This window comes from Enterobacter sp. 118C5 (genome assembly GCF_034107645.1).
Taxonomy (GTDB): Bacteria; Pseudomonadota; Gammaproteobacteria; order Enterobacterales; family Enterobacteriaceae; genus Enterobacter; species Enterobacter nematophilus.
This window is the reverse complement of record NZ_JAWNEU010000003.1, coordinates 107,759-124,088: the sequence shown is the minus strand read 5'-3', so window position 1 is coordinate 124,088 and position 16,330 is coordinate 107,759. Positions and strand designations below refer to the sequence as shown.

The following is a 16,330-nucleotide window of genomic DNA, read 5'->3' as shown; positions in this document are numbered from 1 at the left end:
GACTCTACTCAGGAGCGATTATTTGCCTTTAATCTCGTACAGTGGTGTTTGACCCGCAACCACCTGATCTTTTGCCTGGAGAACCAGACCGCTAAAGTCGTCGATGTTGCTGCACACGACCGGGCTAATCATCGAGCGCGCGTTGGCGTTCAGGAAGTCCAGATCCATTTCCAGAATCGGCTGACCAGCCACCACTTCGGCACCCTCTTCCACCAGGCGAGTAAAGCCCTGACCGTTCAGCGCAACGGTATCGATACCCATATGGACAACGATCTCCGCGCCTTTTTCGGTTTCGAGGCAGAACGCGTGGTTGGTGTTGAAGATTTTCACGATGGTACCGGCCGCAGGAGATACAACGGTTTTGTCCGTTGGTTTCACCGCCACGCCGTCACCGACCGCTTTGCTGGCGAACGCTTCGTCAGGCACCTGCTCAAGCGCAACCACTTCACCGGTGACAGGAGAAACCAGCGCAGCGATGGTCACCGCGTTTGGCACCGCCTGCGGTTTTGCAGCCGATGGCGCAGCGGCAGGTGCGGCAGAAGCTTCTGCTGCGGCTACCGGGCCGGTGGTTTTCATGGCGTTGGCAATTTTCTCAGCCACGAAGCCAACGATAATCTGCACGCTGGTTTTGTTCAGGCGGATAACGCCAGAAGCACCCAGACGTTTTGCCAGCGCTTCGTTCACCAGAGAGGAGTCTTTCACGTTCAGACGCAGACGAGTGATACAGGCGTCGATACCGGTCAGGTTGTCAGAACCACCCACAGCGGCGATGTACTGACGCGCCAGGCCAGAAACGTCCTGCTCCTGACCGCCGCTCACGTTCACATCCTGACCATCCGCTTCGCTACCGGCCACAGCCAGCTCGCGACCCGGGGTCATCAGGTTGAATTTGGTGATGGTGAAGCGGAACACCACGTAGTAGATAACGAAGAACACCAGACCTTGTGGGATCAGCATCCACCAGTGGGTCGCCAGCGGGTTACGGGACGACAGCACCATATCCACCAGGCCGGCGCTGAAGCCGAAACCGGCAATCCACTGCATGCTTGCAGCGATGAACACGGAGATACCGGTCAGCACAGCGTGGATCACATACAGAACCGGCGCAACAAACATGAAGGAGAATTCCAGCGGCTCGGTGATACCGGTGAAGAAGGCAGCGAACGCTCCTGCCATCATGATACCCAGCACTTTCGCTTTGTTTTCAGGGCGCGCGCAGTGGTAGATAGCCAGCGCTGCACCCGGCAGGCCGAACATCATGATTGGGAAGAAGCCCGCCTGGTAACGACCGGTGATACCTACCACCGCTTTACCTGCTTCGATGGACTGTGCGCCACCCAGGAAGTTAGGAATATCGTTAATACCGGCAACGTCGAACCAGAATACGGAGTTCAGCGCGTGGTGCAGACCGACCGGGATCAGCAGACGGTTGAAGAACGCGTACACGCCCGCACCGACGGAACCCAGCTTCTGAATGTGTTCACCGAAGTTCACCAGACCGTCGAAGATAACCGGCCAGATGTACATCAGGATGAACGCAACGAAGATCATCACAAATGAGGTCAGGATTGGCACCAGACGGCGACCGCTGAAGAAAGACAGCGCTTTTGGCAGCTCAACGCTGCTGAAGCGGTTGTACAGTTCCGCAGAGATAATACCGACGAGAATACCCACGAACTGGTTGCTGATCTTACCGAACGCGGCTGGAACCTGGTCCGCCGGGATCTTCTGGATCATGGAAACCGCAGCCGGAGAACAGAGCGTGGTCAGCACCAGGAAGCCCACGAAACCGGTCAGCGCCGCAGCACCGTCTTTATCTTTGGACATACCGTAAGCCACACCAATGGCAAACAGCACGGACATGTTGTCGATGATGGCGGAACCGGATTTAATGAAGAACGCCGCTAATGCGTTGTCTCCACCCCAGCCTACCGGGTCAATCCAGTAACCGACACCCATTAATATCGCTGCCGCCGGCAGCGTGGCGACCGGCACCATAAGCGCGCGGCCAACCTTCTGTAAATAACCTAGAATACTCACTTTCTTCCCCCTATGAGACCCCGTTTCAGGCACGTTCTCTGCTGTGTTTTTATTGTGTCACTAACTATTAATACAGTTGATGATTCACTGGCATTGTGAGTGTGTGAAAAATTAATTCGTATCGCAAATTAAACACCCATTTTTTGTGATTTTTGTCACCAAATATCGTAATTAACCCTCCCTTTCACTGGCTAACAGCCAAAACTTATTTTATCATTCAAAAAATCGAGACGGATTGATCCGGCCTGAAAGGTTCCAGGTTACGCTTAAGCATCAGGTTCCGATACCCATCCGCCCACTCTTCTACTTAAACTTTGAGGTGAACAATGAGACTGATTCCCCTGGCAACTGCTGAACAAGTCGGTAAATGGGCCGCTCGCCATATCGTTAACCGTATTAATGCCTTCAACCCTACTGCCGATCGTCCCTTCGTTCTTGGCCTTCCAACCGGTGGTACTCCACTGACCGCGTACAAAGCGCTTGTTGAAATGCACAAAGCGGGCCAGGTTAGCTTTAAACATGTTGTGACCTTCAACATGGACGAATATGTTGGCCTGCCAAAAGAGCATCCAGAAAGCTACCATAGCTTCATGCACCGCAATTTCTTTGATCACGTTGATATCCCAGCTGAAAATATTAACCTGCTGAATGGAAATGCGCCTGATATTGACGCAGAATGCCGTCAGTACGAAGAAAAAATCCGTTCTTACGGTAAAATCCACCTGTTCATGGGTGGCGTGGGCAACGATGGTCATATTGCGTTCAACGAACCAGCCTCTTCTCTGGCTTCCCGTACTCGCATTAAAACGCTGACCCATGACACCCGCGTGGCAAACTCCCGCTTCTTTGACGGTGACGTGAACCAGGTTCCAAAATACGCCCTGACCGTTGGCGTAGGCACCCTGCTGGATGCCGAAGAAGTGATGATTCTGGTGCTGGGCGGCGTGAAAGCGCAGGCGCTCCAGGCTGCCGTTGAAGGCAACGTTAACCACATGTGGACCATCAGCTGCCTGCAGCTGCATCCAAAATCAGTCATTGTCTGCGACGAACCGTCCACGATGGAACTGAAGGTGAAAACGCTGAAATACTTCAACGAGTTAGAAGCAGAGAACATCAAAGGTCTGTAATTGAATAACCGCCTCTTCCATAAGAGGCGGCCGCTTTTTTTAACCGGGGGTCGTTATGTACGCTTTAACCCACGGTCGGATTTATACCGGCCATGAAATTCTGGATGACCATGCGATTGTTATCGCCAATGGCCTGATTGAACGTGTTTGTCCGCTGGCAGAGCTGCCGCCGGAGATTGAACAGCGCTCACTCAATGGAGCAGTAATCTCCCCCGGTTTCATCGACGTACAGCTGAACGGCTGCGGCGGTGTGCAGTTCAATGATACCGCCGAGGCGGTGACGGTTGAAACGCTGGAAATCATGCAGAAAGCTAACGAGAAATCAGGCTGCACCAGCTATCTGCCGACGCTCATCACCAGCAGTGATGACCTGATGAAACAGGGTATCCGCGTGATGCGCGAATACCTGGCCAAATACCCGAACCAGGCGCTGGGTCTGCACCTTGAAGGGCCGTGGCTGAACATAGTGAAGAAAGGCACGCATAACCCGGATTACGTGCGCAAGCCGGATGCAGAACTGGTCGACTACATGTGTGCCAACGCTGATGTCATCACCAAAGTGACGCTGGCGCCTGAAATGACCGGTACGGATGTCATCAGCAAACTGGCTGCCGCCGGGATTGTGGTTTCAGCAGGCCACTCAAACGCCACGCTGAAAGAAGCCAAAGCGGGCTTCCGCGCGGGTATTACCTTTGCCACGCACCTTTACAACGCCATGCCGTATATTACCGGCCGTGAACCGGGTCTGGTCGGGGCGATTTTCGACGAACCAGACGTCTACTGCGGCATTATCGCTGATGGCATGCACGTTGATTACACCAACATTCGCAACGCCAAGCGGCTGAAAGGCGACAAGCTCTGCCTGGTCACCGATGCCACCGCGCCAGCAGGTGCAAATATTGAGCAGTTCATTTTTGCCGGTAAAACAATATACTACCGCAATGGACTGTGTGTGGATGAAAACGGTACGCTGAGTGGCTCCTCTTTAACCATGATTGAAGGGGTGCGTAACCTGGTTGAACATTGCGGGATTGCGCTTGATGAAGTCCTGCGTATGGCCACCCTTTATCCGGCTCGCGCCATAGGCGTGGATAAACAGCTCGGCGGAATTGCACCAGGTATGGTTGCAAACCTGACGGCATTCACACACGATTATAAAATTATTAAGACCATCGTTAATGGTAACGAGGTCGTCACTGAGTAAGTAAAAGTATGACACCAGGCGGACAAGCTCAAATCGGTAATGTCGATCTCGTTAAACAACTTAACAGTGCGGCGGTTTATCGCCTGATTGACCAACACGGTCCAATCTCGCGGATCCAGATAGCCGAACAAAGCCAGCTTGCTCCCGCCAGCGTGACAAAAATTACCCGCCAGCTCATTGAGCGCGGTTTGATCAAAGAAGTCGATCAGCAGGCCTCCACCGGGGGCCGCCGCGCCATCTCCATTATTACCGAAACCCGCAACTTCCAGGCCATTGGCGTCCGGCTTGGTCGTCATGACACCACGCTCACGCTCTACGATCTGAGCAGCAAAGCCATTGCGGAAGAGCACTACCCGCTGCCCGAGCGCACCCAGGAGACGCTGGAACACGCGCTGCTGAATACCATCGCGCACTTTATTGAAAGCTGTCAGCGCAAGATCCGCGAGCTCATCGCCATCTCCGTCATTCTGCCGGGCCTGGTCGACCCGGAAAGCGGTGTGATTCGATACATGCCGCATATTCAGGTTGAGAACTGGGCCCTGGTCGACGCGCTGGAAAAACGCTTTAAGGTGACCTGCTTTGTCGGCCACGATATTCGATCTTTAGCGCTGGCTGAGCACTACTTTGGTGCGAGTCAGGACTGTGAAGACTCTATTCTGGTGCGCGTACACCGCGGTACGGGCGCAGGCATAATCTCCAATGGCCGTATTTTCATTGGTCGAAACGGTAACGTCGGCGAGATTGGCCACATTCAGGTTGAACCGCTCGGCGAACGCTGCCACTGCGGCAACTTCGGCTGCCTTGAAACCATCGCCGCCAACACGGCCATCGAGCAGCGCGTCCGTCACCTGCTTGAGCAGGGTTATCAAAGCCGCGTCACGCTGGACGATTGCAAGATAGGCACCATCTGCAAAGCCGCCAATAAAGGCGACGCGCTGGCCTGCGAGGTAATCGAGCAGGTAGGTCGCCATCTGGGGAAAACCATCGCGATCGCCATTAACCTGTTTAACCCGCAGAAAGTGGTGATCGCCGGAGAAATTGTTGAAGCGGAAAAGGTGCTGCTGCCCGCCATTGAAGGCTGTATTAACACCCAGGCGCTGAAAGCATTCCGCCAGAACCTCCCGGTGGTGCGTTCGAAGCTTGACCATCGCTCGGCGATTGGCGCGTTTGCGCTGGTCAAGCGCGCCATGCTCAACGGGATCCTGCTCCAGCATTTGCTGGAATCCTGATCGGACCTTATAGTAACGCCTTCTTTTTTTGATGTCGGACTGTCCATGACCATTAAGAATGTAATTTGTGATATCGACGGCGTGCTGATGCACGACAACGTTGCCGTGCCGGGTGCTGCGGAGTTTCTTCACCGCATCATCGACAAAGGAATGCCACTGGTTCTGCTCACGAACTACCCTTCCCAAACCGGTCAGGATCTGGCGAACCGTTTTGCCACCGCAGGCGTCGACGTGCCGGACAGCGTGTTTTATACCTCGGCAATGGCAACGGCGGATTTTCTGAAGCGTCAGGAAGGTAAAAAAGCTTACGTTGTCGGTGAAGGCGCGCTGATCCACGAGCTTTATAAAGCAGGCTTTACTATTACCGATGTGAACCCGGACTTTGTGATCGTCGGTGAAACGCGCTCCTTTAACTGGGAGATGATGCATAAAGCAGCCTACTTTGTCGCCAGCGGCGCACGCTTTATCGCCACCAACCCGGATACGCACGGCCGTGGTTTCTATCCGGCCTGCGGCGCGCTCTGCGCCGGTATTGAGAAAATCTCGGGCCGTAAGCCGTTTGTTGTCGGCAAACCGAGCCCGTGGATCATCCGCGCCGCGCTGAATACGATGCAGGCACACTCAGAAGAAACCGTCATTGTTGGCGATAACCTGCGCACCGATATTCTGGCCGGCTTCCAGGCGGGGCTTGAAACCATTCTGGTGCTGTCTGGCGTCTCTCAGCTTGATGACATTGATACGATGCCGTTCCGCCCAAGCTGGATATACCCCTCCGTCGACGAAATCGACGTTATTTGATTCAGAACCACGCCTCAGGGCGTGGTTTTTCATTTTCGGCCCATACAAATAAAACCTCATCTAACAAAAAGCGTGTTTCATTGCATAATCATCAATAAAAGGATGAGTGACGTACTCTTTTTTCACTATTCCGCAATCACTATTGCACTATTTCCGTTTTAGCCCGTAAAACTCTTGCGCCCCTCTCCCCTTTGCGGCATTTTCATAAGCAAGCAACATCACAATGCAACAGGGTTAACGGAGAAGGTTATGTGTTCAATTTTTGGCGTACTGGATATTAAAACTGACGCGGGCGAACTGCGTAAAAAGGCACTCGAACTGTCCCGCCTGATGCGCCATCGCGGTCCGGACTGGTCAGGCGTTTACGCCAGCGACAAAGCGATTCTGGCTCACGAACGTCTGTCTATTGTTGACGTCAACGCCGGTGCACAGCCGCTGTATAACGAGAAAAAAACGCACGCGCTGGCTGTCAACGGTGAAATCTACAACCACCAGGCGCTGCGCGCCGAATACGGCGACCGCTACGCCTTCCAGACCGGCTCTGACTGTGAAGTGATCCTGGCGCTGTATCAGGAGAAAGGTCCCGAGTTTCTCGACGATCTACAGGGCATGTTTGCCTTCGCCCTGTACGACAGCGAAAAAGACGCCTGGCTGATTGGCCGCGACCACATCGGCATTATCCCGCTGTACATGGGCCACGATGAACACGGCAACTTCTATGTCGCGTCCGAAATGAAAGCTCTGGTTCCGGTCTGCCGCACCATTAAAGAGTTCCCGGCGGGCAGCTATCTGTGGAGTAAAGACGGTGAAATCCGTCCGTACTATCAGCGCGACTGGTTCGATTATGACGCGGTTAAAGACAACGTGACGGATAAAGCCGAGCTGCGTCAGGCGCTGGAAGATTCCGTGAAAAGCCACCTGATGTCAGACGTGCCTTACGGCGTACTGCTCTCCGGCGGTCTGGACTCCTCCGTGATCTCCGCGATCACCAAGAAATTCGCGGCCCGCCGCGTGGAAGATCAGGAGCGTTCCGAGGCCTGGTGGCCGCAGCTGCACTCCTTTGCCGTGGGCCTGGAAGGGGCACCTGACCTGAAAGCCGCGCAGGAAGTGGCGAACCACCTCGGCACCGTGCACCATGAAATTCACTTCACCGTGCAGGAAGGTCTGGATGCGATCCGCGATGTGATCTATCACATTGAGACCTATGACGTGACCACGATTCGCGCCTCAACGCCGATGTACCTGATGTCGCGTAAGATCAAAGCGATGGGCATCAAGATGGTGCTCTCCGGTGAAGGGTCTGACGAAGTGTTTGGCGGCTACCTATACTTCCACAAAGCGCCAAACGCCAAAGAGCTGCATGAAGAGACCGTGCGTAAGCTGCAGGCGCTGCACATGTTTGACTGTGCGCGTGCCAACAAAGCGATGTCCGCCTGGGGCGTGGAAGCGCGCGTGCCGTTCCTGGATAAGAAATTCCTCGACGTCGCGATGCGCATCAACCCGCAGGACAAGATGTGCGGCAACGGCAAAATGGAAAAACATATCCTGCGTGAATGTTTTGAATCTTACCTGCCGGCGAGCGTGGCATGGCGTCAGAAAGAGCAATTCTCTGATGGCGTTGGCTACAGCTGGATCGACACCCTGAAAGAGGTAGCGGCAAAACAGATTTCTGACCAGCAGCTGGAAACCGCAAGCTTCCGCTTCCCGTACAACACGCCGGGCTCGAAAGAAGCGTACCTCTACCGTGAGATCTTTGAAGAGCTGTTCCCGGTGCCGAGCGCAGCCGAATGTGTTCCAGGCGGTCCGTCAGTGGCCTGTTCCTCCGCGAAAGCCATTGAATGGGATGAATCTTTCAAGGCGATGAACGATCCATCAGGACGTGCGGTAGGCGTTCACCAGTCCGCCTACAAATAATCACAACGATTTCAAACAGGCCCCTCAGGGGCCTGTTTTTTTTGCCTCACATTTCACCACCAAAAACCGATTAATAACCAATAATTGCCGAATATTCGGCCACGCTGTTCGCAACCTAACCAAACAGTCACATTCCGGCTATTTTCGTTGAAAAAGGTGTTGACGCTGCAAGGGTCTATACGCATAATGCGCCCCGCAACGCCGATAAGGTAACGCGAAAAAAAGATGGCTACGTAGCTCAGTTGGTTAGAGCACATCACTCATAATGATGGGGTCACAGGTTCGAATCCCGTCGTAGCCACCATCTTTTTGCGGGAGTGGCGAAATTGGTAGACGCACCAGATTTAGGTTCTGGCGCCGCAAGGTGTGCGAGTTCAAGTCTCGCCTCCCGCACCATTCCCGGGTAAGCGTTGCACGGATGGGGTATCGCCAAGCGGTAAGGCACCGGTTTTTGATACCGGCATTCCCTGGTTCGAATCCAGGTACCCCAGCCATATTTCTTCGATTTTGCGGTTCTCCGCGGTATTGGGGTATCGCCAAGCGGTAAGGCACCGGTTTTTGATACCGGCATTCCCTGGTTCGAATCCAGGTACCCCAGCCATCGAAGACTGCAGTACTGGCTACGTAGCTCAGTTGGTTAGAGCACATCACTCATAATGATGGGGTCACAGGTTCGAATCCCGTCGTAGCCACCAAATTAAGATTATCGATTTGTTTCGGTAATAAAAAATTGTTGGGGTATCGCCAAGCGGTAAGGCACCGGATTCTGATTCCGGCATTCCGAGGTTCGAATCCTCGTACCCCAGCCAATTTAAAAAGTCGTTAAGCAGTCTGTTTAACGCAATTGGGGTGTCGCCAAGCGGTAAGGCTCTGGTTTCTGATACCAGCATTCCGGGGTTCGAATCCCTGCACCCCAGCCACTTAAAACAAATAAGCCCGCTCTGCGGGCTTTTTTGTGCCTGATGCCCTCACCCTAACCCTCTCCCACGGGCAGAGGGAATAAAGATTAGAGTCCGAGGGCGTATTTCAGAGCCTGACGCTTCAAACCGCCGGCACGTTCCGCTGCCATCAATCCAATGTTACGCAGAATGCGCACCGGGGCCAGGTCATTGCTGAACCCGGCATAGAACAGATCCATACCCGACTGCATGATGAAGTTATCCGCCATACGGCGCGTCTGGTAGCGCTTGAGTACCTGATGGCTGGCCCAGGCTTCCGCATGGCTGCGCGCATTGCTTAAAACATCCAGCAAGGCGTCGACGTCACGATAGCCAAGATTCACGCCCTGCCCCGCCAGCGGGTGGATGGTGTGCGCCGCATCGCCCACCAGCGCTAAACCTTCGCGGGCATATTGCAATGCATGACGGCGCGTGAGCGGGAATGCGCCTGCCGCCACCGGCGTGATGTGACCTAAGCGGCTCGGGAAGTGCTGCAGGATTTCCCGCTGCAATTGCTCCATACTCAGCCCCTGCAGCTGGCGAATGCGCGCCGGCTTGTCGTACCACACCAGCGACGCCCAGTTATCGAAGAGCGGTAAAAACGCGTGCGGACCGTTCGGGGTAAAGTGCTGCCAGGTGCTTTCGCCCGGCGCATCCTCACACTGAACGGTGATTAACATGCAGGACTGCTGATATTGCCAGGCATGAACCCCAATACCCGCCATCTCCCTGACCTGCGAATTAGCGCCGTCCGCCCCGACGACCAGCTTCACGGCCAGTTCATCGCCGCTGTCGAGCGTCAGCAAATAGCCGCTTTCATGAGGATGCAGTGCCTTAAGTGACGCAGGCATACGCAGCGTCACCTTCGGATGAGCCTCCAGCGCCTGCCAGAGCGCCAGCTGGAGCACGCTGTTTTCCACCATATAGCCCAGGCGCGGCAGCTTCAGCTCGGCGGCGTCAAACGACACGTGGGCATTTTCCCACTCCCAGGTTTCAAGGCGGCTGTATGGGTGCGCGCGCATCGCCTGCACCGCCTCCCAGACGCCCAGGCCGCGCAGCAGATCGACAGACGCCGCGCTGATGGCGGAAATGCGCACGTCCGGTTTGCTGGCGGGATCGAATGCCGGCGGTGCCGACTGCTCAATTACCGTTACCTCAAATCCCTGCTGCGCCAGCCCCAGCGCCAGCGCGCCGCCGACCATACCGCCGCCGACAACGGCAACTTCGGTGTGTTGGAGTGTCATGGTCAATTTTCCTTATTGGAGAATCCCTTAAGTTTACCGGATTTTTGCGGTCATGAGACACACAACCTTCATACTGGTCACAACCCCACCAAAGCATTACAATACGCGGCTTGCAATCCTGAGCTGAGCAAGTCGATGACTAAAAAACTCCATATAAAAACCTGGGGCTGTCAGATGAACGAATACGATTCATCCAAGATGGCCGATCTGCTGGATACCACCCACGGATACCAGCTGACTGAAAATGCGAAAGAAGCCGATGTGCTGCTGCTGAACACCTGTTCAATTCGTGAAAAAGCACAGGAAAAAGTCTTTCATGTGTTAGGCCGCTGGAAGCTTCTGAAACGGAAAAATCCGGACCTGATCATCGGCGTGGGTGGCTGCGTCGCGTCGCAGGAAGGTAAGCTTATCCGCCAGAGAGCCCCGTATGTGGATATCGTCTTTGGCCCTCAGACCCTGCACCGCCTGCCGGAGATGATCAATCAGGTTCGCGGCAACCGTAGCCCGGTCGTTGACGTCAGCTTCCCGGAGATCGAAAAGTTTGACCGTCTGCCAGAGCCGCGCGCCGATGGCCCGACCGCCTTCGTCTCGATCATGGAAGGCTGCAACAAATACTGTACCTACTGCGTGGTGCCTTACACCCGCGGTGAAGAGGTCAGCCGCCCGGCGGACGACATTCTGTTTGAAATTGCGCAGCTTGCCGCGCAGGGCGTCCGCGAAGTGAACCTGCTGGGCCAGAACGTTAACGCGTGGCGCGGCGAGAACTACGACGGTACCACCGGCAGCTTTGCCGAACTGCTGCGCCTGGTGGCCGCGATTGACGGCATCGACCGTATTCGCTTTACCACCAGCCATCCGATGGAGTTTACCGACGACATCATTGACGTGTATCGCGATACCCCTGAGCTGGTGAGCTTCCTGCACCTGCCGATTCAGTGCGGCTCTGACCGCGTGCTGAACCTGATGGGCCGTCCGCATACGGTGCTGGAGTACAAATCCACCATCCGCAAACTGCGTGAAGCGCGCCCGGATATTCAAATTAGCTCAGATTTTATCGTCGGCTTCCCTGGCGAAACCGCTGATGACTTCGAGCGCACCATGAAGCTCATCGGTGAAGTGAACTTTGACGTCAGCTACAGCTTCATCTTCTCAGCGCGTCCTGGAACACCAGCGGCCGACATGGTTGACGATGTTCCAGAAGAGGAGAAAAAGCAGCGTCTGTATATTCTGCAGGAGCGCATCAACCAGCAGGCCAACGCCTGGAGCCGCCGTATGCTCGGCACCGTCCAGCGCATTCTGGTGGAAGGCACCTCCCGCAAGAGCATTATGGAGCTGTCCGGTCGAACCGAAAATAACCGCGTGGTGAACTTTGAAGGTACCCCGGACATGATCGGTAAATTTGTGGACGTCGAGATTGTCGAAGTGCTCACCAACTCGCTGCGCGCGAAGGTGGTACGCACCGAGGACGAAATGGGCCTGCGCATTGCGGAGACGCCTGAATCCGTTATCTCTCGCACCCGCAAAGTGAACGACTCCGGCGTGGGCATTTACCAGCCGTGATCCTTCAGGCCTGCCTGCCCGGCAGGCCTTGTATTTCCTCTCATCGTCCCCAATATCTTCCGCAACGCTTGCGCCTTTATTCTGTGGCGTGAATAATTTCGGTAATGACCGTTTTATTACGCCGTGTGGCGGCGAGTCAGTTAACTACTCAAAGAGGAACAGTTTGAACATAGATACGCGTGAAATTAGCCTTGAGCCCGCAGACAACGCTCGCCTGCTGAGCCTGTGCGGGCCGTTTGATGACAACATCAAACAACTGGAGCGACGTCTGGGTATCGAAATCAATCGTCGCGATAACCATTTCAAACTCACCGGACGCCCTATCTGCGTCAACGCGGCTGCAGATATTCTGCGCAGCCTGTATGTCGATACCGCCCCGATGCGCGGCGAAATTCAGGATATTGAGCCGGAACAGATCCACCTCGCCATTAAAGAGGCGCGCGTGCTTGAGCAGAGCGCGGAAAGCGTGCCGGACTACGGTAAGGCGATCAATATCAAGACCAAGCGTGGCGTCATTAAGCCGCGTACGCCGAACCAGGCGCAGTACATCGCCAATATTCTTGACCATGACATCACCTTCGGCGTGGGTCCGGCGGGTACGGGTAAAACCTATCTGGCGGTTGCCGCTGCGGTGGATGCGCTGGAGCGTCAGGAGATCCGTCGCATCCTGCTGACCCGCCCTGCCGTTGAAGCGGGTGAAAAACTCGGCTTCCTGCCCGGCGATCTCAGCCAGAAGGTCGACCCTTACCTGCGCCCGCTGTACGACGCGCTGTTCGAGATGCTCGGCTTCGAGAAAGTTGAGAAGCTGATCGAGCGTAACGTTATCGAAGTTGCCCCGCTCGCCTACATGCGCGGCCGCACGCTCAACGACGCGTTCATCATTCTCGATGAAAGCCAGAACACCACCATCGAACAGATGAAAATGTTCCTGACGCGTATTGGCTTTAACTCGAAAGCGGTCATTACCGGCGACGTCACCCAGATCGACCTGCCGCGCAGCACCAAGTCCGGCCTGCGTCACGCCATTGAGGTGCTGTCGGAGGTAGACGAAATCAGCTTTAACTTCTTCCACAGTGAAGACGTCGTTCGCCACCCGGTGGTCGCGCGCATCGTTAACGCCTATGAAGCCTGGGAAGAGGCGGATCAAAAACGCAGGGCCGAACAGGCCGCGGAACGTAAGCGCGAAGCGCAGGAGCAAGAACAGAAATGAGTCAGGTGATCCTCGATTTACAGCTGGCGTGTGAAGACAATTCCGGCATGCCAGAAGAGGCACAGTTTCAGAAATGGCTGGATGCGGTAATCCCCCAGTTTCAGGAAGAATCAGAAGTCACGATTCGCCTGGTGGATGAAGCGGAAAGCCATGAGCTTAACCTGACCTACCGCGGGAAAGATAAGCCGACCAACGTGCTCTCGTTCCCGTTCGAAGCGCCGCCGGGCATTGAGATGCCGCTATTGGGCGATCTGATCATCTGCCGTCAGGTGGTGGAACAGGAAGCCAAAGAGCAGCAAAAACCGCTGGAAGCCCACTGGGCGCACATGGTGGTACACGGCAGCCTGCACCTGTTGGGCTACGACCACATTGAAGATGACGAAGCGGAAGAGATGGAGTCCCTTGAGACAGAGATAATGCTTGCTCTGGGCTATGAGGATCCGTACATTGCCGAGAAAGAATAGTCAGTTACTGACTACCATGCCGCCGCGCAGGGACATAGCGCGGCGGTTAACGTTGAACTAACAAGAGAACCCTTAACAAACGCCATGAGCGACGACAATTCACACAGTAGCGACACGACAACCAGTAAAAAGGGATTTTTCTCCCTCATTCTGAACCAGCTTTTCCACGGCGAACCGAAAAACCGTGATGAACTGCTGGAGCTGATTCGTGATTCCGGGCAGAACGACCTTATCGACGAAGATACGCGCGAAATGCTCGAAGGGGTGATGGACATCGCCGACCAGCGCGTCCGCGACATCATGATCCCCCGCTCGCAGATGATCACCCTGAAACGTAACCAGACGCTGGACGAGTGCCTCGATGTGATCATCGAATCCGCCCACTCGCGTTTCCCGGTCATCAGCGAAGATAAAGATCACATCGAAGGGATTTTGATGGCCAAAGATCTGCTGCCGTTTATGCGCAGCGATGCCGAAGCCTTCAGCATGGAAAAAGTGTTACGCCAGGCCGTGGTTGTGCCGGAAAGTAAACGTGTGGATCGGATGCTGAAAGAGTTTCGCTCTCAGCGTTACCACATGGCGATTGTTATTGATGAATTCGGCGGCGTCTCAGGTCTTGTCACGATCGAAGATATTCTTGAGCTGATCGTGGGCGAAATTGAAGACGAGTACGACGAAGAAGAGGATATCGACTTCCGTCAGCTCAGCCGCCACACCTGGACCGTGCGCGCGCTGGCCTCGATTGAGGACTTCAACGACGCCTTCGGTACCCACTTCAGCGATGAAGAGGTCGATACCATTGGCGGGCTGGTGATGCAGGCCTTTGGCCATCTTCCGGCGCGCGGTGAGACCGTTGACATCGACGGTTACCAGTTCAAAGTGGCAATGGCCGACAGCAGACGTATTATACAGGTTCACGTCAGAACGCCGGACGATTCACCGGTGCCAAAACTGGAAGATTAATGTAAATGGCATTTGCCCCATTGCTTGAACGCCAGCGCGTCCGTTTGCTGCTGGCGCTGTTACTCGGAGCCAGCGGTACGCTGGCTTTTTCTCCTTACGATATCTGGCCCGCGGCCATTCTCTCCCTGATGGGGCTTCAGGGATTAACCCTGAATCGTCGTCCGGTACAGGCCGCTGCGATCGGCTACTTCTGGGGGCTGGGGCTGTTTGGTTCCGGGATTAACTGGGTCTACGTCAGCATCGCCCAGTTTGGCGGGATGCCGGGCCCGGTGAACGTCTTCCTGGTCGTCCTGCTCGCCGCCTATCTCTCGCTCTATACCGGTCTGTTCGCCGGCATTCTCTCTCGCCTGTGGCCTAAAACCACCTGGCTGCGCGTCGCCATTGCCGCGCCGGTTGTCTGGCAGATTACCGAGTTCCTTCGCGGCTGGGTACTGACCGGCTTCCCGTGGCTGCAGTTCGGCTACAGCCAGATTGACGGCCCGCTAAAAGGGCTGGCGCCGGTCATGGGCGTTGAAGCGATTAACTTCCTGCTGATGGTGGTGAGCGGCCTGCTGGTGCTGGCGCTGGTCACGCGCGGCTGGAAGCCGCTGGTTGCTGCGCTGGTGCTGTTCGCCCTGCCCTTCCCGCTGCGCTATATCCAGTGGTTCACGCCCGAGCCCGAGCGCGCCATGCAGGTTTCCATGGTGCAGGGGAATATCCCGCAGTCCATGAAGTGGGACGAAAAAGAGCTGCTGAACACGCTGAAGATCTACGCCAACGCTACCGAAGAGGTGATGGGTAAATCGCAGCTGATTATCTGGCCGGAATCCGCTATTCCCGATCTGGAAATTAACCAGCAGCCGTTCCTGAACATGATGAACGACCTGCTGGTGGCGCGCGGCAGCACGCTGATTACCGGCATTGTTGATGCACGTCTGAACCAGCAGAACCGCTACGACACCTACAACACCATTATTACGCTCGGCAAAGACAGCGAATACAGCTACCACTCCACCGACCGGTACAACAAGAACCACCTGGTGCCGTTCGGTGAATTTGTGCCGCTGGAGTCGATCCTGCGTCCGCTGGCACCGTTCTTTGACCTGCCGATGTCCTCCTTCAGCCGCGGCCCGTACGTTCAGCCCCAGCTGCACGCGCACGGTCTGGCCCTGACGGCCGCTATCTGCTACGAAATTATCCTCGGCGAGCAGGTACGGGATAACTTCCGTCCGGATACCGACTATCTGCTGACCATCTCCAACGATGCGTGGTTCGGGAAGTCTATCGGCCCGTGGCAGCACTTCCAGATGGCGCGCATGCGTTCCCTGGAGCTGGCGCGCCCGCTGCTGCGCAGCACCAACAACGGCATCACCGCGGTGATTGGTCCGCAGGGTGAAATCCAGGCCATGATCCCGCAGTTTACGCGCGAAGTGTTGACCACTCACGTCACGCCAACCACGGGGCTGACGCCGTACGCCCGCACCGGCAACTGGCCGCTGTGGATCCTGACCGCGCTGTTCGGCTTTGGGGCTGTGCTGATGAGCCTTCGTCAGCGTCGGAAATAATCTTACCCCTCACCTGGCCCTCTCCCCATAGGGGAGAGGGAAGAATCCTGTACACATTTCAATTTCCCGCTCCGCCTTTTCCCCTCTCCCTTCCT

Annotated in this window: 12 protein-coding genes and 7 tRNA genes; 17 read left to right on the top strand and 2 right to left on the bottom strand. The window is 55.5% G+C overall.

Annotation, left to right across the window (positions count from 1 at the left end; all coding sequences use genetic code 11):
- Nucleotides 1-18 precede the first annotated feature (18 nt).
- Nucleotides 19-2,040 carry an N-acetylglucosamine-specific PTS transporter subunit IIBC gene (gene nagE, locus UTO39_RS08230; protein WP_320726930.1) on the bottom strand — a complete coding sequence of 674 codons (2,022 nt, stop codon included), beginning with the start codon at nt 2,038-2,040 and terminating at the stop codon, nt 19-21.
- Nucleotides 2,041-2,366: 326 nt separating this feature from the next.
- On the opposite strand from nagE, the gene nagB reads away from it, so the two are divergent.
- The 12 genes from nagB (at nt 2,367) to UTO39_RS08170 (ending at nt 9,232) form a co-directional block, all read left to right on the top strand.
- Complete coding sequence (gene nagB / locus UTO39_RS08225) at nt 2,367-3,167, top strand: glucosamine-6-phosphate deaminase (protein ID WP_320726929.1); 801 nt, start codon at nt 2,367-2,369, stop codon at nt 3,165-3,167.
- A gap of 55 nt (nt 3,168-3,222) precedes the next feature.
- Complete coding sequence (gene nagA / locus UTO39_RS08220) at nt 3,223-4,371, top strand: N-acetylglucosamine-6-phosphate deacetylase (RefSeq protein WP_266178527.1); 1,149 nt, start codon at nt 3,223-3,225, stop codon at nt 4,369-4,371.
- A gap of 8 nt (nt 4,372-4,379) precedes the next feature.
- Nucleotides 4,380-5,600: an N-acetylglucosamine repressor gene (locus tag UTO39_RS08215; RefSeq protein WP_028012354.1), complete on the top strand. Its 1,221-nt coding sequence runs from the start codon at nt 4,380-4,382 to the stop codon at nt 5,598-5,600.
- A 45-nt stretch (nt 5,601-5,645) separates the two neighbouring features.
- Entirely contained in the window at nt 5,646-6,398 is a 753-nt protein-coding gene (gene nagD / locus UTO39_RS08210; protein ID WP_061098871.1) for a ribonucleotide monophosphatase NagD, read from the top strand.
- Between the two features lie 249 nt (nt 6,399-6,647).
- Nucleotides 6,648-8,312: an asparagine synthase B gene (gene asnB / locus UTO39_RS08205; protein ID WP_061098872.1), complete on the top strand. Its 1,665-nt coding sequence runs from the start codon at nt 6,648-6,650 to the stop codon at nt 8,310-8,312.
- A 227-nt stretch (nt 8,313-8,539) separates the two neighbouring features.
- Nucleotides 8,540-8,616: transfer RNA gene (locus tag UTO39_RS08200), tRNA-Met, on the top strand.
- 7 nt (nt 8,617-8,623) lie between these two features.
- Nucleotides 8,624-8,708, top strand: a tRNA-Leu gene (locus UTO39_RS08195).
- A 23-nt stretch (nt 8,709-8,731) separates the two neighbouring features.
- Nucleotides 8,732-8,806 (top strand) — tRNA-Gln (locus UTO39_RS08190).
- Nucleotides 8,807-8,838: 32 nt separating this feature from the next.
- Nucleotides 8,839-8,913 (top strand) — tRNA-Gln (locus tag UTO39_RS08185).
- Nucleotides 8,914-8,930: 17 nt separating this feature from the next.
- Nucleotides 8,931-9,007 (top strand) — tRNA-Met (locus tag UTO39_RS08180).
- Nucleotides 9,008-9,046: 39 nt separating this feature from the next.
- A tRNA-Gln gene (locus tag UTO39_RS08175) sits at nt 9,047-9,121 on the top strand.
- Nucleotides 9,122-9,157: 36 nt separating this feature from the next.
- Nucleotides 9,158-9,232, top strand: a tRNA-Gln gene (locus UTO39_RS08170).
- Between the two features lie 86 nt (nt 9,233-9,318).
- Here the strand turns inward: UTO39_RS08170 and ubiF are convergent.
- Nucleotides 9,319-10,494, bottom strand: coding sequence for a 3-demethoxyubiquinol 3-hydroxylase (gene ubiF, locus UTO39_RS08165; RefSeq protein WP_061098873.1), 1,176 nt, complete (start codon nt 10,492-10,494; stop codon nt 9,319-9,321).
- Nucleotides 10,495-10,629: 135 nt separating this feature from the next.
- On the opposite strand from ubiF, the gene miaB reads away from it, so the two are divergent.
- The 5 genes from miaB to lnt all read left to right on the top strand — a co-directional run bounded on the left by miaB (nt 10,630) and on the right by lnt (nt 16,235).
- Nucleotides 10,630-12,054, top strand: a complete 1,425-nt coding sequence (gene miaB, locus UTO39_RS08160) for a tRNA (N6-isopentenyl adenosine(37)-C2)-methylthiotransferase MiaB (RefSeq protein WP_059357943.1) — start codon at nt 10,630-10,632, stop codon at nt 12,052-12,054.
- A 163-nt stretch (nt 12,055-12,217) separates the two neighbouring features.
- On the top strand, nt 12,218-13,264 hold the full coding sequence (locus tag UTO39_RS08155) for a PhoH family protein (protein WP_028012349.1): 1,047 nt from the start codon (nt 12,218-12,220) through the stop codon (nt 13,262-13,264).
- Complete coding sequence (gene ybeY, locus UTO39_RS08150; RefSeq protein ID WP_003858677.1) at nt 13,261-13,728, top strand: rRNA maturation RNase YbeY; 468 nt, start codon at nt 13,261-13,263, stop codon at nt 13,726-13,728. Before UTO39_RS08155 ends, ybeY begins: the two co-directional genes overlap by 4 nt.
- 84 nt (nt 13,729-13,812) lie before the next feature.
- A complete protein-coding gene (gene corC, locus UTO39_RS08145) occupies nt 13,813-14,691 on the top strand; it encodes a CNNM family magnesium/cobalt transport protein CorC (protein ID WP_021242574.1) in 879 nt (292 codons plus the stop codon).
- Between the two features lie 5 nt (nt 14,692-14,696).
- Nucleotides 14,697-16,235 (top strand): apolipoprotein N-acyltransferase, encoded by a 1,539-nt coding sequence (gene lnt / locus UTO39_RS08140; RefSeq protein ID WP_061098876.1) that lies wholly within the window; start codon nt 14,697-14,699, stop codon nt 16,233-16,235.
- Nucleotides 16,236-16,330: the final 95 nt, after the last annotated feature.